Here is a 19,892-nt window from a genome sequence, read left to right on the forward strand (position 1 = left end):
CGCGGCAGGAGTTTTTTCGTGTTATAATGGGACGATATTGAGTAAAGAACGGAGTTAATCGAATGACTGTAACTAAAAACGATCGCCTTACGGTGTTTGTAGAAGATCTAACACATGACGGCCAGGGTGTAGCAAAAGTAGACGGCTATCCACTTTTTATTAAAGGAGCCTTACCGGATGAAGAAGTAGAAGTGCATGTGGTCAAGGCTTTAAAAAAATATGGGTTTGCGAAACTGATCGAAGTCTTGAAACCTTCTCCGTTTCGTGTAGCAGCGCCTTGTCCAGTCTTTGAAACATGTGGAGGATGCCAGTTGCAACACTTGAGCTACGAAGGGCAACTGATGGTTAAAGAGAAGCAAGTTCGCAGTGCAATGGAACGCATCGGTAAGCTTCACACAACCGTACTCCCTGTGAAAGGGATGGAAAACCCGTGGCGCTACCGCAACAAATCTCAGGTTCCTTTTGGAATGGAAGACGGACGCGTCGTAGCGGGATTTTATAAGAGCGGTTCACACGAAATTGCAGATACACCAACGTGTCTGATTCAAAGTGAAGCAGCAGACCGTCTGATGGTGGCACTAAAAGAACGTGCCTTAGAGTTTGGCTTGCAGCCTTACGATGAGAAGACCGGTCAAGGACAACTGCGTCATTTAGTAGTCCGCACGGGTTACGTCAGTGGAGAGACGATGGTCGTTCTTGTGACGAAATCACGTAAAATCTCCCAACCAGAAAAGTTGATTCAACTGATTCGCGAAATCGAGCCGTCTACGGTATCGATTGTTCAAAACATCAATCCAGCGCGTACCAATGTCATTTTTGGAGAACAGAACTTTGTGCATTGGGGTAAATCGCATATTGTGGATTCTATTGGTTCCATCCAGTTTGAAATTTCTGCTCGCTCGTTCTACCAGATCAATCCTGTGCAGACACAAGTGTTGTATCAACAAGCGCTTGATTATGCGGAGTTGACGGGAGAAGAGACCGTCATGGATGCGTACTGTGGAATCGGTACTATTTCTCTGTTCCTCGCACAGAGAGCCAAATCGGTACTCGGTGTTGAAATTGTCCCACCCGCTGTCGAAGATGCACGTCGCAATGCAGTTCTAAACGGCTTTGACAATGCGACTTTTGAAATCGGAGCAGCAGAAGAGGTCATTGATGCCTGGTACGAAGCGGGTCAACTTCCTGATGTCGTCGTCGTGGATCCTCCTCGTAAAGGACTCGACGGCAAACTAATTGATACACTCATTATGCATAAACCACGTCGCATCGTCTATGTATCTTGTAACCCAGCTACACTTGCACGAGATTTACGCTTACTTGAAGACGGAGGCTATACAGTCCATGAAGTGCAACCTGTGGACATGTTCCCTCACACGACACATGTGGAATGTGTCACGTATTTAACGATTTAGTAGGAGGATTTGAAACACAATGAAAGTAAATTTTTGGCAGGACTTGCCGCGTCCATTTTTTGTACTCGCGCCAATGGAAGATGTGACGGATGTGGTGTTTCGCCATGTGGTAGCAAAAGCAGGACGCCCTGACGTCTTTTTCACGGAATTCACAAACTCAGACAGCTATTGTCACCCAGACGGCATCCAAAGTGTCCGTGGCCGATTGACGTTCACAGAAGATGAACAGCCAATGGTCGCTCACATTTGGGGAGATAACCCAGACTACTTCCGTCAGATGAGTATAGGAATGGCGGAGATGGGCTTCAAAGGCATCGACATCAACATGGGGTGTCCCGTTCCGAACGTCGCCACTCGAGGTAAAGGGAGCGGTTTGATTCTTCGACCAGAGACTGCAGCGGAGCTTATTGAAGCAGCGAAAGCGGGAGGTCTTCCTGTGAGCGTTAAGACACGTCTAGGCTATACGGAGATTGAGGAGTGGAAAGAATGGCTTGCCCATATTTTAAAGCAAGACATCGCCAATCTATCGATTCATCTACGAACTCGCAAAGAGATGAGTCAAGTGGACGCGCATTGGGAACTGATTCCTGAAATCAAAGCCTTGCGTGATGAACTAGCGCCACAAACTACGCTGACTATTAACGGAGACATTCCAGACCGAGCAAAAGGACTGGAACTCGCTGAGAAATATGGTATCGACGGTGTCATGATTGGGCGAGGTATCTTTAAAAATCCATTCGCGTTTGAAAAAGAACCACGAGAGCACACGAGCGAAGAGTATTTAGAGTTATTGCATTATCAACTCGATCTTCAAGATCAATACGCAGACCAAGTGCCGCGCTCGATTTCTGGCCTTCACCGGTTCTTCAAGATTTATGTGAAGGGCTTCCGCGGGGCCGGAGAGCTTCGCAACCAGCTCATGAACACGAAGTCGACGGAAGAAGTGCCTCGTGTACTTGCGGAGTTTGATAAGAATAATTAAAGGGAGACTCTTTTCGCATCTATTATAGGGGCGAGAAGAGTTTTTTTGTGTTTTAAGAAGCATAGTAGAGTGGGTGAGCGAGCGTTCATCGACAAATTTGGGATTCTATTAGACGAATTAGAAAGTGCTTTAAGCAAATTTGAGGTTTTATTACTCAAATTAGACCCTCTTTTCGACTGAAGAGATTTCCTCCGTGTTTCAGAGCAAACGCCCTCCACATCTAAATATTAAAATCACAAAATTCGTATTTCTACAACACAAATTGTATACTGTTTGTACAATGTTGCAAAAAGGAAGGACCACTATTATGGAACTTACTCAATCTTACACCGCATTACCTGGAACTTTTTATAAACATGTCTTACCCACACCTGTGGCAGACCCGCAGCTCGTGATCTGGAATGACACCTTGGCTAAAGAGCTACAATTCAATGAAGAGCCTAGGAGCTATACAGATTTGCTCGCTGGTAACGAGACTGGCTCACTCAACCCGATCGCTCAAGCCTACGCAGGGCATCAATTCGGAAACTTCACAATGCTTGGGGATGGCCGCGCGATTCTTTTAGGGGAGAAGACTACTTTAGAAGGAAAAAACTTAGACATTCAACTCAAAGGGAGTGGGCGTACCCCCTTCTCTCGAGGAGGAGACGGTCGTGCCGCTCTCGGCCCTATGTTACGAGAATACGTCATTAGTGAAGCCATGCATCATCTTCGCATTCCGACGTCGCGTAGTCTAGCGGTAGTCTATAGCGGCGAAGGCATCCAGCGAGAAACAGTAAAACCTGGTGCCGTCCTTACTCGAGTGGCGACAAGCCATCTTCGAGTGGGCACGTTTCAGTATGCCTCACAGTTTGGAACGAAAGAGGACCTTCAAGCGCTTGCTGACTACACTCTGACTCATCTTCAGATACCGACTGGTTCAGCACCATATGAGAGCTTGTTACAGCATGTAATTAGTAAACAAGCGGAACTTCTAGCTCAGTGGCAACTTGTTGGATTTGTACACGGCGTAATGAATACAGACAACATGGCGATTAGCGGAGAGACGATTGATTACGGGCCTTGTGCCTTTTTAGATACGTATGATCCGGCCATTGTATTCAGTTCGATTGATCAACAAGGTCGTTATGCTTATGGGAATCAACCCGGCATTGCCGGTTGGAACTTGGCTCGATTCGCAGAAAGTCTGGTGCCTCTTTTAGCAGACACACAGCAAGAAGCCATTGAAATTGCACAAAAGCAATTAGACCAGTACCCGGTCCTATTCCATCAAGCCTATAACAAGGGACTTGTGGCTAAAATAGGTGGAGACGCGAAAGACCAAGATTCCATTCGTCTTGCTAACGAGTTTCTCCAACTCATGGAAAAGCATCAAGCGGACTTCACACTGACGTTCAGGGCACTAACACTAGGAGAAACACAAAATAGTTTCTTCCAACAAGAAGATGTAAGAGCATGGCTTACGAAATGGAACCACCATACATCTTTCCAGACAGTTGAGCAAAGAACTGCTCGAATGAAGCAAGTGAACCCGGCACTCATTCCACGAAATCATTTAGTACAACAAGCACTCGATGAGGCAGAACAAAAGGGGTCTATGGAGAAGGTGATCTCCTTATTGCAAATTCTCGAAAATCCCTACACTTATACAGAACAGCAAGTACAACTTGAACAGCTTCCACCGCATGATGGAGGCCCGTTCGTAACCTATTGTGGCACATAAGAAAAGGAGAGATGAGTATGAGATTTTCTGATCACGTGGTTGTTGTCAATGGAGGAACTTCTGGAATTGGAGCAGAAGTCGTAAAGCAATTCACTAGAGAAGGGGCAACAGTCTACTTTACTGGTCGCAGCGAAGAGAAAGCCGCTCATGTTACATCGAATAACGCCCACTTCGTTCCAGTTGAAAATCAAAATCCGGAAGAAATCGAGAGTTTCTTCAAGCATGTGATGGAGGAGGAAGGGAAAATCGATGTTCTCTTCAATAATGCAGGCGTCTTGTCCGTAGCGACCGGACCTCTTTCTAGAGTCAAACTCGACAAGTGGCATGAGTTAATTGCCGTGAACCAAACAGCCATCTTCCTTTACATGCAGCAAGCGCTACAAGTGATGTCCAAACAAAAATCTGGAGTGATTATCAACAATGCCGCTATTTTAGGAGGCGCAAAAATCAATCCTATGTTGCCAGCTTATAGTGGAACAAAAGCTGCCGTCATTGCGATGACGAAAAGTGCGGCACTACGCCACGCTGGAGAAGGAATTCGCATTAATAGCATTTCTCCAGGACCGACAGAGACGGATCTCGCAATCAAAGCTTACGGTAGCCAACGTGCCTTTGATGAAAATTCATCACACCACCCTAGAGGTCATTATGCAAAACCAGAGGAAATCGCGCCGGCCGTGTTATTTTTAGCTTCCAAAGACGCCAGCTATATAAATGGTACCGACTTGGTCATAGATGGTGGGTACTCTTTAAAATAAACTGTGGATTTCCACAGTTTATTTTTTTTGGAAAAAGATTTACCTTTTGCAATAGATTCCATACAATCAAATAAAAGGGGGCAGTGCAATGACAACCTATGAACTACTTTGGAAATCACAATTGATCCAAGAACCACAGGCCGTAGTAGACCAAGCCACAGCACTGCTGTCCTCAGGAGAAAAGACAAAAGCTGAACAAGCAGAGCTTCATTATTGGATTGCCCTCAGCTATCGCTATTTGACAAAGATGGACCAATGTCTCCACCATGCTTATGAATCCGAATATCGGTATGAACAACTCGGAGATGATGATGGGTTGGCTAAAGTAACCAATCTCATTGGAGTCGTTTATTTTTACAATGGATTTTATGAAAAAGCTATACGCTATTTTTTCAAAGCGAAGGATCTTGCACAACAGCAAAATAACCTACCTACGTTATGCCGCATTGAAAACAATATCGGAGAAGTATACAGAGAGACTGAGGAGTTTGGGTTATCTGAACTTCACTACCAACAAGCTTTAGATTATGCTAAACAATCAGAAGAACTCTATTTTCAAGCGATTATTTTAGAAAATTTAGGACAGTTGTCGTACTATCACAATGAACTCGAGAAAGCAGAAACCTTTTTACTTGAAAGCAGAGCTTTTTTACAGACACTTCATGACCGTTCAGCACTAGCGGATGTAGAGAATAAGCTCGGACTTGTATTCATGAAAAAGGGGCAAATGGAGCAAGCAGAGGAACATTTTCGTGTTGCATTTCAGCAGATACAGCCGGATGGGAACAAACTCTATCTTACAGAGATTTTGATGAATTTGGCCGAACTATTGAGTGACTATGACCAGAGTTATTTAGAACTCTTGGAGGAGGCTGAGAAGACAGCTGTATCTATAGAAGCCCATCACTTATTAAAGAAAATTTATCAAAAGCTGTCGCTTTATTTTGAAGAAAGACGAGATTACCAGACGGCACTTTCTTATTTCAAACAATTTCATCAAACCGAGCAAACGATGGAATCTTCTACGATGCGCAACAAACTCGAATTGCTTCGAGTGGAATTGAATCATAGTCAGGACTTAAACAAGATGGCTACTTTAAATGAACAGTTGTCTTATGAAATCAATCAATTGAATGAAGAAGTTTTCATGGATGAATTGACGAAAGTCTGCAACCGCAAAGGATTGCGGCATTACCTTGCCACTTCACAAGCCACTACCTATTTGCTTGCATTACTCGACATTGACCACTTTAAAGTTTTCAACGACAGCCACGGGCACCTTGCAGGTGATCATGCCCTGCACCAAGTGGCGCAAGCTCTAAACCGAGCAGTGACAGCAGAATCACAAGATGCATGTGTCGCTCGATTGGGAGGAGAAGAATTTATCGTTATTGTTCCTTTACTGAAAGCAACACAAGCAACTAACACCATCCAAAAGATTCAAAAAGAAATTCGAGAGCTCCAGCTCCCTTATTCGGATCATAACGAAGTCCAAGTCGTGACAGTAAGTGGAGGTGCTCTTGTAACTTCGGAAGATGTAAATGAACATTTCATGGAACTCTATAAAGAAATGGATCAATTGTTGTATCAAGTGAAGCAAAATGGACGTAATCAAATACTCCTGCAACAATTCCGACAAAACTAATGGCCTCACCTAGAGTCATCCTTTGCTTTTCAAACCTGACCTTCAGTACTATTAACAGTACGGAGGGAATCCTATGAAACAAAAAGCCTATGATTTTTTAACTTTATATTGTCGTGAACAAAACAAAGACCCAGCTTTCTTTACAGAACGCTGGATGCAGATAGAGCAACAAATTGATAACAAAGGAACCTATACGCTGACTAAAGAGGAGCTCGACTATGGTTCCAAAGTGGCTTGGCGCAACAGCAACAAATGTATAGGCCGTCTTTTCTGGCAGACCATGCATGTTCATGATTATCGTGAATTAAGTGAGCCTAAAGAAATAATGGACGCTCTTATTCATCACATTCAATACGCAACTAATGGTGGCAAAATCAAACCTACAATTTCGATTTTCCATCCGAGTGTTCGAATCTGGAATCATCAATTGCTACGCTATGCAGGATATAAACGAGATGGAATTATCATCGGAGATTCCGATTCACTTGCCTTCACTAAAATTTGTGAAGAGTTAGGGTGGAGAGGTGCAGAAACGTCTTATGATTTGTTGCCCCTAGTAGTACAAATCGGAGAAGACCTTCCGTTTTGGGTAGAGATTCCGAAAGAAGTTGTATTGGAAGTACCAATAAGTCATCCAGAGCATGTCCGGTTTAATGAGCTTGAGCTGAAATGGTATGCGGTACCTATCATTTCGTCGATGAAATTAGAGATTGGCGGTATTGAGTTTCCTGCGGCCCCGTTCAACGGGTGGTATATGGGAACTGAAATCGGAGCTCGCAATTTAGCAGATGAACATCGGTATAATCAGCTGCCTAAAGTGGCTGATTTATTTGAACTCAATCAACAATCGGCATCAAGCCTGTGGAAAGATCGAGCGCTAGTAGAGCTCAATCTTGCAGTATTGCACTCATTTAAAACTGCGGGAGTCAGCATCGTCGATCACCATACGGCAGCTGTGCAGTTTAAACAATTTGAGCAGCAAGAACAGAAGCAGGGGCGAGACGTGACCGGAATGTGGAGTTGGTTGATTCCTCCTTTGTCTCCAGCAGCAACGCATGTTTTTCATAAGCCCTATAACAATCAGACGAAATCTCCGAATTTCTTCTATCAAAAAAATCCGTACTAAAAACGTATCCCTGAATAGTCCCAGGGATACGTTTTTCATTAATAAGTCGTGACTTTGATTAGTTTTTGAAGAGTATAGATCCAGCGCTGCCACCAGGTGAACTCATTTTGATAGTCATCCAGTTGCACCGTATATTCAGCATCTTCATTGCTCCACAAACGCTCAAAATAACTTGTGAACTCACTTGATAGTTCACTTTCAGTCGGAGCAATGACTCGAATATTTGTTTCGAGATTGTAATCATCGAGGGTTCGTTCTGTATAATTTGCAGAACCACTTGAAATAATGGAACGATCTGTTTGAATGTGAATAGCCTTCGAATGGTATTGGCCAACAACTGTATTGTACCAACGAATCTCAAGCTTTCCATCTGTATCTTCTACAAGTTCTTGTGCAACCGGTCTGTTCGGAAGACCAGATTTTTGTCGTCCGAATGAATTTTCATTTGGATCAAGAATCATGCGAACTTGAACCCCTCGGTTTGAAGCATCGACCAGCGCATTGACGATGTCTCTTTTGGCAATAAAGAACATCATTAAGTCAATCCGGTCACCCTCTTGTGTAGCCGCAATATCAGTTAAAAGTGCGTCTAAGATTTTCTTTTCCGTTAAGATTTGTCCCTCATATTGAAACTCTTCTTCTTGAGCTTCCTCATTCACTCGCGGAAGTTCTAGGCCTGCTGAAAATTTTGTGACAGCTTCTTCGGATTCTAGTAAATCATTGAGCAGTGCACTACCTGTAAAACGCAACGCGATATTTCCATGAAGACCACTTGCGTCATGGGGGTTTGCTGATGATACCATTCCTTCTTTTTCTGTAATAACCACTTTTCTATGGTTTGCCTTTACGTTTAATAAAGTAAGATAGGATGCCACGGTCATCTTAGGAGCTTCGCTTGCCATAGCATTAGGAATCCATCCATTATCGCCAGTTTCAAACCATTGGAAAAAGGTCCTGTAAACACCCGAATAGATTGGAGTAGAGTCGCGAAGTGGGTCAAGATCTGTATAGACAATCTCTACTCCTGCATCGCGCATTTTTTTAAACCATTCGTTTTCATAAGAACCGTATCCACGGTTAATCGGATCTGTAATAAAGATCACAGGCATATCCGGGTTTTGTTGTTTCTTTATGGCCATCGCTGAAGATAAGTCCTCTGCAATGGATGGGAAACCTTCATCTTTCTCATAAAATCCATCCATTAAAAACATATCTACGACTACAAATTCTTCAGCAGATTCAATCATTTCGTAAATAGAATTGAAGATTTCATTATCTGTTTTACGAGTTTCACCAGTATCATCCAGTGCATATGTTAGATCTGTTACCATTTCAATATCGGTTATAGGATGTAAGTCTCCATTAAATGAAACACCATCAGGCAATGGCTTAAAGGTATGCCACAAAATCATACCGGCATATACCACAATAAACACAGCTAGTAGTGAAAATACGATGCGTTTTCGTTTAGACCATCTCTTAAATCTCCCCATTTGTCATTCCTCTTTCCTAGTCACTATGTATAGTACTTTCTTATCACAAGTACCCATTCCATTAAATAAAAAAACGTGTACACAATGTGTACACGTCAATCTAAAAGAGTCGCTAGATTTAAGCGTTTACCAAGCGCCTGAATTACAGGAATTCCAACTAGCATAACGACCAGTTCACCTGCTCCAACTGTTAGCCATGTCAAATAGAAAGGTAGCTCGTAAACGAGCACGAGTTCATAAGCAATGATGAACGTAGTAAATGTAAAGACTACTGCAGTTGCTATCATTTTATGAGTTTCTGATTTTAGACGAGGAATGATGAGTAGAACAATACCAAGTGAGATGACAGAATGAGCAACACCAAACGTCAAATCATAAATCCCCAAAGGTGAGAACAGATTGGTAATAAATACACCGGCTACGATTCCAAAGAAGTATCGCTTATTAAAGACGATCAAATGATTGAACATCTCGGCAATACGGAACTGAAGGTTTCCGTAAGCAAGTGCTGGAATGGCCAACGATACTGCTACATATAAAGCTGCGATGATCGCATTCACTGTTAAAGTTTTCATTTTCATATTTCTAATCTCCTTAGTTTTTTTACGTGGGAGGTTCTCGAACCACGAATTCACAAGTGTTGATTGTACAATAATCACAAGACTTCGTCAATGCATGTTTAAACTTGTCAAAGAAGAGAAAAATAAATAGAAACAAAGTAGTTGAATTTTTATACCCCCTATGGTATATTCTCATTAACAACAAATTAATTTGATTAATGGAGGTTTTCATTCATGTTATTTCGTTCATTTTTCGATGAAAAGTTAGCTCAGTATACGTATTTAGTGGGATGTCAACGTACAGGAGAAGCATTAGTAATTGATCCAGCACGCCATGTAGACGATGTAGTAGAAGCAGCTAAAAAAGAAGGGCTTCATATCACAGCTGCAACAGAAACGCATATCCACGCCGACTTCGTTTCAGGGTCACGTCAATTAGCAGAACAATATGGAGTGAAGCTTTATCTATCTGATGAAGGTGATGAGAATTGGAAGTATGGCTACACAGACGGCTTAAACGTAGAGTTCGTAAAAGATGGATCTAAGTTTTCTATAGGGAACATTGATTTTGAAGTCATGCATACACCTGGGCATACCCCAGAAAGCATTTCATTTGTGTTGACGGACCGTGGAGGCGGCGCATCAAAACCAATGGGAATCTTTACAGGAGACTTCGTATTTGTAGGAGACGTGGGTCGTCCAGACTTACTTGAAAAAGCAGCTGGTGCTGCAGGAACTGCAGATTCAGGAGCACGCGATATGTATCACTCGGTTCAACGCTTCAAAGAATTACCCGACTACTTAATGGTTTGGCCAGCACACGGTGCAGGTTCTGCTTGTGGGAAGTCACTTGGGGCAGTCCCATCTTCAACAGTGGGTTATGAAAAACAATTCAACTGGGCTATGCAAATCAATGATGAGCAAACTTTTGTTGATGAACTATTAAAAGATCAGCCAGAAGCACCTGTTTATTTTGCGGAAATGAAAAAAGTAAACAAAATCGGTCCTGCGGTCTTAACACAAGACAAACGAGTCCCTGATTTCTCTGCAGAAGATGTTAAAAAAGCGCTAGGGCAAGAAAAAACTTTAATCATTGATACGCGTCCTGCTACAATCGCAGAAAAAACGCTCTTACCAGGTTCAATCAATGTTCCCTACAATAAATCATTCACTAATTGGGTTGGCTGGCTTGCAAACTATGATGAAGATTTGGTGATTATCGGTGAACCATATGATAAAGAAGATATCGTAGAATCTCTTCAATCCATTCACTTTGATCGAATCGTCGGTTATGCTCCTGTCGATGTTGTTGCAGAATGGGATGAGCACGACTCTTACGAAACATTGACGGTTAAAGAGTTTACAGAACAAGCAAAAGACCAAGACACTTATGTGCTCGATGTACGAAATGACATGGAATGGGGAGATGGTCATTTAGAAGAAGCCCATCATCATTTCCTAGGAAAAATTCGTGACACAGATGTACCGAAAGACAAAACACTTCTAGTCTATTGCCAAGGTGGTGCTCGCTCTGCAATCGCTTCTAGCGTATTGAAATCTCGTGGCTTTGAAGACGTAAAACACATGGCAGGCGGTTATGGTGCCTACCTACGTGAACAAAACTAATTTAGAAAGAAGGAACTAATATGCAAAATCAAGTAACAGTTTACTCAACTACTACATGTCCTTACTGTGACATGATGAAAAACTTTTTAGATCAACAAAATATTCCCTATACAAACGTTGACGTTCAAAAGGATCCTATCGCAGCCAAACGATTGGTTGAAACAACTGGACAGATGGGTGTTCCTCAAACAAATGTCAATGGCCAGTGGGTGCTTGGGTTTGATCCAAACCGTGTCATGGAACTACTCCAAAAATAAAGAAGGCGAAACTTATGGACTTTCCAAATGAAGTGAAAAATAGACTGCGACGAGCTGAAGGCCAATTGGCTGGAGTTCTTCGCATGATGGAAGAGGGGCGAGAGTGCAGTGACATTGTTACGCAACTCTCAGCCGTCAAATCCGCCCTGGATAAGACAATTGGTGTTGTGGTTAGCACCAACCTAGAAATGTGTGTGCGAGAAAGTGTTCAACAAGGATCAGCAGATACAGAAAAACTTGTACAAGATGCGGTCAATTTACTGATTAAAAGCAGATAGGGGATTTCGAAATGGAATGGATTTTTATAGTGGCCATCATAGGATTTATTGCATGGCGCATGATGGGATCAAAAAATGTCCCATCCATCAATACACAAGATTTGAAAAACGTTTTACAGGATGGCAGCAAGCAATTTATTGATGTCCGAACGCCAGCTGAATACAAAGGGCGTCACATCAAACAATTTAAAAATATGCCACTTAATACGTTGCCAAATCAACTTGCCAAGCTCGACAAAGAAAAAGAAACCATCGTTATCTGCCAGTCAGGTATGAGAAGTTCGCGTGCATGTCAAATTCTGAAGCAAGCAGGCTTTACAAATGTAACCAACGTTCGTGGCGGAATGAGCCAGTGGAACGGATAAGCATTTTATTTTGAAGTTAAGCATTATAGGTCTAGACTAAGAGAGGAAAGGTCGTGAAATCAATGACTAAACTCTCTTTTTTAGATTTAGCATCTGTCCGAGAAAATGAAACTTCGGCAGACAGCTTCCAACATAGCAAGAGACTAGTACAGCAAGCAGAAAAATTAGGATACCACCGCTACTGGGTAGCTGAACATCACAATATGCAAGGTGTTGCGAGCTCTGCGACTTCCGTATTGATCGGCTATTTGGCCGGTCATACGAACTCGATTCGTATTGGAGCAGGAGGCATCATGCTTCCTAATCATGCCCCGTATGTGATTGCAGAACAGTTTGGAACACTAGATGCCATGTATCCGGGAAGAATCGATTTAGGACTTGGTCGTGCACCTGGGACCGATATGATGACGGCACGCGCCTTACGTCGTGATCATCAAGGAGCTGACGATTTTCCTGAACTTGTTTCCGAGCTATTACATTATTTAGCTCCTGTCGATGAAAATCGGTTGCCAGCAGTAATGGCTGTACCTGGAGCAGGTGCAGACGTTCCTGTTTGGTTACTTGGTTCAAGTACATTTAGTGCACGACTTGCAGCTCAGATGGGTCTTCCATTTGCGTTTGCTAGCCACTTTGCACCGGATCAATTAATGCAGGCACTTGAACTGTACTACCGCAATTTCAAACCGTCGACTTATTTAGATCAACCGTATGCAATGGCGGCTGTCAATGTGGTAGCTGCAGCTTCCAATGAAGAAGCGGAGCAACTAAGTACTACTCTCATTCAACAGTTCTTATCTATCGTTCGAGGACACAAGCACAAGATGCGTCCGCCGATTGCGATGGACCAACTAGATTGGAGCCCTTCTGAACAAATGATGGTGGAGCGGACTGTACGAGCCCGAATCGTAGGTTCTGAAGAAACTGTACGTGAGCAGTTGGAAGCGTTCAAGAAACAGACAGGTGTGCAGGAAATCATGATTAGTACACCGATTTACGATGTTGAGAAACGTTTAGAATCTATGGCTATCACAATGAATGCGACAAAATAAAAGTTCGGAAGCTCCGGGAGGGCTTCCGAACTTTTTTATATATCTACTTCGATTTCACCTGTGAATACAATTGTTGCTGGACCGCGCATGTAGATGGTCTCTTCAGAATAATAGATGTCCAAATCTCCACCAAGGAGGTGGACAGTGATCCACGTTTCGGGATCACAGTGACCATTTACTACAGAGGCGGCGACTGCTGCACAAGCACCTGTACCACAAGCAAGCGTTTCTCCAGATCCTCTTTCCCAAACACGCATGGAGATTTCAGTAGGGGAATGGACTACCACAAACTCCGTATTGATTCGTTGTGGGAAGGAAGGGTGAAGTTCAAAAGCAGCGCCTAACTTTGGAAGGTCAAGTGATTCAATTTCTTCCATGAAAACAACACCGTGTGGATTTCCCATACTCAGGGTTGTAATTGGAAAAGTCCCTTGTGAAGTGTCAAATGGATGAGCAATCCACTGTTCTTCTTTACTGGTAACAGGGATGTCAGGAAGAGCAAAGCTTGCTGGTCCCATATCTACGGTGGCAATGCTCTCTAATGGCGTCACCGAGTTCATGACGATGGTTTTCGGACCACTTAACGTATCGATTAGCACGGTCTCTTTTTCAGCGATTTTCGCATCGACAATATATTTGGCAACACAACGGATCGCATTGCCACACATTCGACCTTCACTTCCGTCTGCATTATACATGCGCATGCGAGCATCTGCCGAATCTGTTGGGTCAATGATTACAAGTCCGTCACCTCCGATACCAAAGTGGCGGTCTGCCAGTTGAATGGCCAATTGTTCGGCTTGCTCAGCAGTTAATTTATAGTCAAAGCCATTGATATAGACATAGTCATTACCGGCTCCTTGCATCTTGGTGAATGATAGTTTCATGGGGGCCCCTCGTTTCTTTTAGATTGTTTAGTCTATTGTAGTGGAAAGAGAGCGAAGAGGAAATGAAAAAACCAGCCAAGTGGCTGGTTATGGACCGCTGTTGAATGTGTCGCCACCTTGTATGGTGCCGTTTTCGTAACCTTTATAGAACCAAGATTTTCGTTGTTCTGAAGTTCCGTGGGTGAAGCTTTCTTCTACAACATACCCTTGCGCACGTTTCTGAAGCGTATCATCACCTACCGCTGCAGCAGCAGCTAGGGCTTCATCGATGTCGCCTTCTTCTAAGTATCCAAGGCCTTCAGCGTGGTGAGCCCAGACGCCTGAGAAATAATCTGCCTGTAGTTCAAAGCGCACCAAATATTTATTGAACTCTTCTTCAGATAGTCGTTGACGTAGTGGCATGACCTTATCGGTAGTACCTAACAGTGTCTGAACATGGTGTCCAACTTCGTGTGCGACTACATAGGCCATCGCAAAGTCGCCAGGAGCGTTATATTTTGTAGAAAGTTCCGTATAAAAACTCAGATCAATGTACAACTTATAATCCCCTGGACAGTAGAACGGGCCAACGGAAGCACCAGCCGTTCCACAAGCGGAGTCCACTTGTCCTGTGTACAATACTAAAGTGGGTTCCGTGTATTCTAGTCCATTTTCTTCAAAAATCTCTGTCCAGATTCGCTCCGTATCAGCGAGTACGACTGAAACGAATTCAGCAGCTTCATCTTCTTGTGCTGTAGTTTGTGCAGGAGCCGCTGTCTGACCGCCTGAAATCTGATCCAGTACGACACCTGGGTCTCCACTCATAAATGCAAAAATAATAGCGATAATTAGTCCTAGACCTCCACCGATTCCGGCAATTCCTTTTCCGCCCATCCCTCGTCGGTCATCAACATTACTGCTTCGTGCTCTTCCTTGCCATTTCATAGAGCTCCCTCATTTCTTATACAAATTCTATTCTTCTATTCCCACATGACACGGACCTTAGACAAGACCCTTAAGTTTTTTTTCCGATTTGATTGCTTTATACTAGGTAAGAGGAGGGATGACATGCAATTTCAAATTGTTGGTGGTGGGATTGCTGGTGCATCTATCGCGTATCATTTAGTAAAAGACGGACATGACGTAACCATATATGACCGATTAGATAAAGGGCAGGCCACTCAAGTTTCAGCTGGAATCATTTCGCCTTGGGTGTCTCAAAGAAGAAATAAACTGTGGTATGAACTCGTTCGCACAGGAGCCGCGTATTATCCCACTTTTATAGAAGAGTTAGAGAACTTAACAGGAAGCAAAACAGGCTACAAAAAGACAGGGGCTGTGCTTTTTTTTAGAGATGAGATTGTCCTTCCAAAAGCATTTAAACGGATCCTTTCGAAGCAACAAGACGCTCCGGAAATGGGGGAGTTGAGTTACCTGACTCCAGAAAGACAGCGTGAGTTATTTCCGAAGTTGACGACTGAATTTCCAGCACTTTTTTTGACAGGAGCTGGAATGGTAAACGGAGCGCAACTCCTAGATGCTTTGAAGAAAGCAATTGTGCAGTTAGGCGGCAAGTGGATTTCATCAAATGCAGTTCCTGAATCAGGACAAGGAATAACGGTTTATACGGCGGGTGCTTGGGGGAATGAATATCAAAAAAAAGTTCCGATCTCACATCAACGAGCGCAGCTTCTTCACTTCACTTTAGAATCAGACGAGGTATACCCCGTAGTCATGGGGTTGAAGACGCATTATATCGTATCATTTGGAAACGGTAGATTTGCAATCGGAACCACTCATGAAGACACAGAGTCATTTGACAGTAGTCCAACAGCGGAAGCGAAAGCTGAATTACTGGACCTTGCTAAGATGTACTTCCCTGGACAAGAGTTGAAAGAGCTAGAGATGGCAGTGGGACTGCGTCCTTATACACCTAATTTCTTGCCAGTTATCGAGTACGTTAATGAGCAAACAATCGTTGTGAACGGCTTAGGTTCGTCTGGTCTAACAGCTGCCCCGATTTTAGGGAAAGAGTTAAGTGCCAACTATTCGAACAAACCTGTTCGCTTGCCTTTGGAAGCCTTTCGATTGGAGGAGGGAACAGATGGCTTATAAAATTGCATACTATCATGTGGAACGCCAAATTGATTTTTATTTTGTACAGAAGAGAGAGGAGTTTACGGAATATTTGCATGCAACGCCTGAAGGGATCTATTGTGAAAGACGCAGTTATTCATGGCAACAGTTGCACGATATTTCTTACAAACCCTTTTCAAGCGGGGAAGGTCTTCTTTATTTGCACACATTCCAAGGGATGTTCAGTTACCGAGTAAAAGACAATCCTAAACACTTTTTAGACTATGTCAGAGAGCAAGTGAAACAAAAGTAGATGAAACTTCTTGTCTTGTGAACCGTAATAGTAAGTGAAAGGGAGGCGTTGAAATGTTAGTAACTACTACAAATACGGTAGAAGGTAAAAAAATTGCAACGTATCACGGAATTGTTACAGGGGAAGCCATTATGGGGGCCAACGTTGTACGTGATCTATTTGCATCTGTCACTGATATCGTAGGAGGTCGGAGTTCTGCTTACGAGAACAAATTATCCGAAGGCCGCCAAATTGCTCTTGAAGAAATGAAAGTGAAAGCTAGTCAAATGGGTGCAGACGCTGTTATTGCAGTGGATCTTGATTTTGAGACACTGCGTGAAGGCATGATGATGTGCATCGCGACAGGAACAGCCGTTACATTTGAGAAGTAGAAAAAACATCCGTTTCGAGTTACTCGAGACGGATGTTTTCTTTTCTTGTCTGATAAGAAGTGGCGTTAATTAGGCCGCCGATAAGTAAAACAGCTGCTGATAAATACAGCCAAATCATCAAGATGATAATCCCAGCAAGCTGACCATAAATTTGAGTGTACGATACATAGCCAACCACTTGGCCATAAAACCACGAAATAAACTGCCAGCTAAGTGTTGTAAATAATGCCCCCGGAACAATAGTGCGAAGAGCTAATCGTTTTTTAGGCAAAATCGAGTAAAAGAACAAGAAGAATAAGAATAAGAAAAGACTTCCAGTGATCCACTTTAAAATAGGCCACAATGTAATCCACAAGGACCATGTCTCTAATTCACCTGCTTGAGCCACGAACCACAGCAGTCCTTTTTCTACGATGGGAACAAATAAAGATACAGGAATCATAATCATAAAGATGGCAGTTACTCCAAGGTCATGAAGAAGAGTCCGCCAAAAAGGGAGAGTAGTCTCTTTTTCATACGCTGCAGCAAAGCTTCTAGCCAGTGACTGGACAGCCATACTCGCAAGCCAGAATGCAGAAATTAAACTGATGGAAAGGACACCACTTTGGTTCCCTTCCAAGATTCGTAACACATTGTTCTCGATAAAGGTATATGTATTTCCAGGAGCGTAAGGTTCAATAAACAATAATAGAGAATCTAAATTGATGGGTAAAAAATTAAGTAGAGATAGAACAAATAATAAGAATGGGAAAATCGAGAGCATTAAATAGTAGGCTGTTTGTGCGGCTTGATCATAATAACGTTCCGAAAAAAAACGACCAAGTGCCGTTTTAGTTGTACTCATAAGCTGTTGCATTATCATCACCCGTTTTCTAAAAACTATATCGTAAAGATAGCAGTGTCCTATAGTATACGCAAGAAATTGGACGAGGGACATGTCAAAATGACATGTCCCTCTAGTATGGTAAAACGATTAAATTGAATTTTATTAAAAACTTCTGATTGCCGCGGAAATTGTTCTACTGGTGTCTTCTAACTTAAGCAACGAAAACCCTACCTACTTTTTCGTCATTGCGGCCCTATAGCCGCGCCAGTAAAGAATAAGCATCTTCAAAAACATGAGCAGAATGCCAGATTCAACTCAATAGTCTAACCATTTAACTTCCTCATCTTACCAAAGAATAGTTGTTCTGTCAAACTCGTAGCTTGACAGGCTGAAAGAACGCATCGTAAAGTGCCCGCACGATTTTCTCTTTATCTTTCTCAAGAACTCCAAATACAAGACTCACTTCGGAGGAGCCTTGATTGATCATTTCAATGTTGGCTCCTGTCTGAGAAATCGCTGCTGTAGCCCGAGCGGCAAGGCCAGTAGAGTTTCGCATTCCTTCACCAACTAGTACAATCATGGACAGACCGTGTTTAAAATAGGCCACTTCAGCTCCAAGCTCTTGAAGGACTCGATTCACAATGCGTTGTTCTTTTTTCGGAGTCAAGTAGTGACTCCGGATGATGACCGATATGTCATCGAGTCCCGAAGGTGTATGTTCATAAGAGATACCTTCTTCTTCGATAATCTGAAGTAGCTTTCTACCAAATCCGAGCTCCCTGTTCATCAAATACTTGCTCACATACAAAATAGAGAAGCCTTCGTCTGCAGTGAGACCTGTCACGGGACGGTCAGTAAGTAATCGATGCGCTACAATCTTAGTACCAGGTGCACTAGGGTTGTTTGTATTTTTTATTTCTACTGGAATTTGTTTTCGGTACACAGGCATCAGTGCTTCGTCATGAATCACAGTAAAACCCGCATAAGACAGTTCGCGCATCTCTCTATACGTAATGAGCTCGATTTGCTCAGGTCGATCAATGATATTTGGATTGGCAGCGTAGACAAAATCTACATCTGTAAAGTTTTCGTACAGTTCTGCATCGACTGCTGCAGCAAGTATGGAACCTGTAATATCCGAGCCACCTCGTTCAAATGTACGCAGCTTGCCGCTCTGAGTATAGCCGTAAAAGCCTGGGACTACGAGAATTTCAGTTGTGTCTTTCAACTTTCGAAGTTCTTTATACGAGTCTTCAAGGAGTTGAGCCCGCTCACCCGGTTCTGTCATTAAAAGACTAATGTCTTGAGGGTCCGCAAAGCGAGCCGGCAGGCCTTGTGAAGACAGGTAGGCTGCAAAAAAGCGCGCACTAAATTCTTCTCCCAATGCTTTGACTGCATCTAACCGACTGTTGACGTCTCCTTCACTCGAGCCCAGTCGGGTCGATAGCTCGGTTGTGACCAATTCGACGAGTTCCACAGGTAAATCGAGGTCTTGTTGGATAGAAGTGAAGCGCTCTATAACTTGGAGTGCAGAGTTTTGAGATTGAGAATCATAAAATGCCTCGATCAAAAGGTCTGTAACTTTTTGGTCGTTAGAAAACCGTTTTCCAGGAGCAGACACCACTACAATGCGTCGTGTTGGATTCGCGGTCACAATGGCTTTTACTTTTTCAAATTGACGTGCATTCGCCATAGATGTACCACCAAATTTACAAACGATCATAGCTGTTCCCCCTCGGATTGTTCTGTGTGTAAAAACAAATGAATGTTATGAGTGTACAAAAGGGTGCGAGGGAAGTCAATAAAATTAATTTTTATGACAGCGTTTACAAGTTGTCTGAAAGTATTGACAATAAAAAATAGCTTGTTAGACTAAGAATAACTTCAGATCGATTCAACTATTTGGATAGAGACATGTTAAAAAAATCGTGTGTTTTAGAGAGCTGATGGTCGGTGAAAATCAGTCGCACCTTTTTTAATTCCACTCTTGAATAGGCAGACGGAAATGTCTGTCCGTGTAGAAGACGTTACCTTCTTTTCATTAAGATACTGACTGCAGTCAGTAAATGAGGGTGGTACCGCGTGAGCAAAGCTCTTCGCCCCTTGTCAGAGGACAAGGTGTGAAGAGCTTTTTTCAATTGGTGACGATACTGAAGAAGATTT

At 43.0% G+C, this 19,892-nt stretch carries 20 protein-coding genes, 1 riboswitch and 1 other annotated feature; of the genes, 14 read left to right on the forward strand and 6 right to left on the reverse strand.

Annotated elements, in window-relative coordinates; genetic code table 11:
• Positions 1-62 precede the first annotated feature (62 nt).
• From rlmD to CF394_RS14945, 6 genes are all read left to right on the forward strand, one after another.
• Positions 63-1,415, forward strand: coding sequence for a 23S rRNA (uracil(1939)-C(5))-methyltransferase RlmD (gene rlmD / locus CF394_RS14920; protein ID WP_094944682.1), 1,353 nt, complete (start codon positions 63-65; stop codon positions 1,413-1,415).
• Between the two features lie 19 nt (positions 1,416-1,434).
• Positions 1,435-2,397: a tRNA dihydrouridine synthase gene (locus CF394_RS14925; RefSeq protein ID WP_094944684.1), complete on the forward strand. Its 963-nt coding sequence runs from the start codon at positions 1,435-1,437 to the stop codon at positions 2,395-2,397.
• Positions 2,398-2,704: 307 nt separating this feature from the next.
• On the forward strand, positions 2,705-4,120 hold the full coding sequence (locus CF394_RS14930; RefSeq protein ID WP_094944686.1) for a protein adenylyltransferase SelO: 1,416 nt from the start codon (positions 2,705-2,707) through the stop codon (positions 4,118-4,120).
• Between the two features lie 17 nt (positions 4,121-4,137).
• Complete coding sequence (locus CF394_RS14935; RefSeq protein ID WP_094944688.1) at positions 4,138-4,878, forward strand: SDR family NAD(P)-dependent oxidoreductase; 741 nt, start codon at positions 4,138-4,140, stop codon at positions 4,876-4,878.
• A gap of 88 nt (positions 4,879-4,966) precedes the next feature.
• Positions 4,967-6,523: a diguanylate cyclase domain-containing protein gene (locus CF394_RS14940; protein WP_094944690.1), complete on the forward strand. Its 1,557-nt coding sequence runs from the start codon at positions 4,967-4,969 to the stop codon at positions 6,521-6,523.
• 73 nt (positions 6,524-6,596) lie between these two features.
• On the forward strand, positions 6,597-7,649 hold the full coding sequence (locus tag CF394_RS14945) for a nitric oxide synthase oxygenase (RefSeq protein ID WP_094944692.1): 1,053 nt from the start codon (positions 6,597-6,599) through the stop codon (positions 7,647-7,649).
• A gap of 38 nt (positions 7,650-7,687) precedes the next feature.
• Here the strand turns inward: CF394_RS14945 and CF394_RS14950 are convergent, their stop codons facing one another.
• Complete coding sequence (locus CF394_RS14950; RefSeq protein ID WP_094944694.1) at positions 7,688-9,142, reverse strand: phospholipase D family protein; 1,455 nt, start codon at positions 9,140-9,142, stop codon at positions 7,688-7,690.
• Between the two features lie 95 nt (positions 9,143-9,237).
• Complete coding sequence (locus CF394_RS14955) at positions 9,238-9,723, reverse strand: QueT transporter family protein (protein WP_094944695.1); 486 nt, start codon at positions 9,721-9,723, stop codon at positions 9,238-9,240.
• 7 nt (positions 9,724-9,730) lie between these two features.
• Positions 9,731-9,775, reverse strand: a riboswitch (PreQ1 riboswitch).
• 161 nt (positions 9,776-9,936) lie between these two features.
• On the opposite strand from CF394_RS14955, the gene CF394_RS14960 reads away from it, so the two are divergent.
• From CF394_RS14960 to CF394_RS14980, 5 genes are all read left to right on the forward strand, one after another.
• The gene (locus CF394_RS14960; protein WP_094944697.1) at positions 9,937-11,328 is read left to right on the forward strand and encodes an MBL fold metallo-hydrolase; all 1,392 of its coding nucleotides are present in this window, start codon (positions 9,937-9,939) and stop codon (positions 11,326-11,328) included.
• Positions 11,329-11,348: 20 nt separating this feature from the next.
• Positions 11,349-11,585 (forward strand): glutaredoxin family protein, encoded by a 237-nt coding sequence (locus tag CF394_RS14965; protein ID WP_094944699.1) that lies wholly within the window; start codon positions 11,349-11,351, stop codon positions 11,583-11,585.
• Between the two features lie 14 nt (positions 11,586-11,599).
• A complete protein-coding gene (locus CF394_RS14970; RefSeq protein ID WP_094944701.1) occupies positions 11,600-11,863 on the forward strand; it encodes a metal-sensitive transcriptional regulator in 264 nt (87 codons plus the stop codon).
• Positions 11,864-11,874: 11 nt separating this feature from the next.
• Positions 11,875-12,228 carry a rhodanese-like domain-containing protein gene (locus CF394_RS14975; protein WP_094944703.1) on the forward strand — a complete coding sequence of 118 codons (354 nt, stop codon included), beginning with the start codon at positions 11,875-11,877 and terminating at the stop codon, positions 12,226-12,228.
• Between the two features lie 62 nt (positions 12,229-12,290).
• On the forward strand, positions 12,291-13,277 hold the full coding sequence (locus CF394_RS14980; RefSeq protein ID WP_094944705.1) for an LLM class flavin-dependent oxidoreductase: 987 nt from the start codon (positions 12,291-12,293) through the stop codon (positions 13,275-13,277).
• Positions 13,278-13,312: 35 nt separating this feature from the next.
• On the opposite strand, the gene dapF is transcribed toward CF394_RS14980, so the two are convergent.
• Positions 13,313-14,164 carry a diaminopimelate epimerase gene (gene dapF, locus CF394_RS14985; protein ID WP_094944707.1) on the reverse strand — a complete coding sequence of 284 codons (852 nt, stop codon included), beginning with the start codon at positions 14,162-14,164 and terminating at the stop codon, positions 13,313-13,315.
• 87 nt (positions 14,165-14,251) lie between these two features.
• Positions 14,252-15,088 carry a KPN_02809 family neutral zinc metallopeptidase gene (gene ypfJ / locus CF394_RS14990; RefSeq protein ID WP_094944709.1) on the reverse strand — a complete coding sequence of 279 codons (837 nt, stop codon included), beginning with the start codon at positions 15,086-15,088 and terminating at the stop codon, positions 14,252-14,254.
• A gap of 123 nt (positions 15,089-15,211) precedes the next feature.
• Between ypfJ and CF394_RS14995 the strand changes: the two genes are divergently transcribed.
• The 3 genes from CF394_RS14995 to CF394_RS15005 are packed head-to-tail and all read left to right on the forward strand — an operon-like array spanning position 15,212 to position 16,903.
• Entirely contained in the window at positions 15,212-16,258 is a 1,047-nt protein-coding gene (locus CF394_RS14995) for an NAD(P)/FAD-dependent oxidoreductase (protein ID WP_094944711.1), read from the forward strand.
• Complete coding sequence (locus CF394_RS15000; RefSeq protein ID WP_094944713.1) at positions 16,248-16,532, forward strand: hypothetical protein; 285 nt, start codon at positions 16,248-16,250, stop codon at positions 16,530-16,532. Before CF394_RS14995 ends, CF394_RS15000 begins: the two co-directional genes overlap by 11 nt.
• A gap of 53 nt (positions 16,533-16,585) precedes the next feature.
• On the forward strand, positions 16,586-16,903 hold the full coding sequence (locus tag CF394_RS15005) for a YbjQ family protein (protein ID WP_094944715.1): 318 nt from the start codon (positions 16,586-16,588) through the stop codon (positions 16,901-16,903).
• A gap of 19 nt (positions 16,904-16,922) precedes the next feature.
• Here CF394_RS15005 and CF394_RS15010 read toward each other — a convergent pair whose 3' ends face one another.
• Together CF394_RS15010 and CF394_RS15015 are read right to left on the reverse strand one after the other, a co-directional pair.
• A complete protein-coding gene (locus tag CF394_RS15010) occupies positions 16,923-17,759 on the reverse strand; it encodes a YihY/virulence factor BrkB family protein (RefSeq protein WP_243370921.1) in 837 nt (278 codons plus the stop codon).
• 337 nt (positions 17,760-18,096) lie between these two features.
• On the reverse strand, positions 18,097-19,452 hold the full coding sequence (locus CF394_RS15015; protein WP_094944717.1) for an aspartate kinase: 1,356 nt from the start codon (positions 19,450-19,452) through the stop codon (positions 18,097-18,099).
• Between the two features lie 171 nt (positions 19,453-19,623).
• Positions 19,624-19,836 (forward strand) — a binding site (T-box leader).
• Positions 19,837-19,892: the final 56 nt, after the last annotated feature.

This window comes from Tetzosporium hominis (assembly GCF_002265435.1).
Classification (GTDB): domain Bacteria; phylum Bacillota; class Bacilli; order Bacillales_A; family Planococcaceae; genus Chryseomicrobium; species Chryseomicrobium hominis.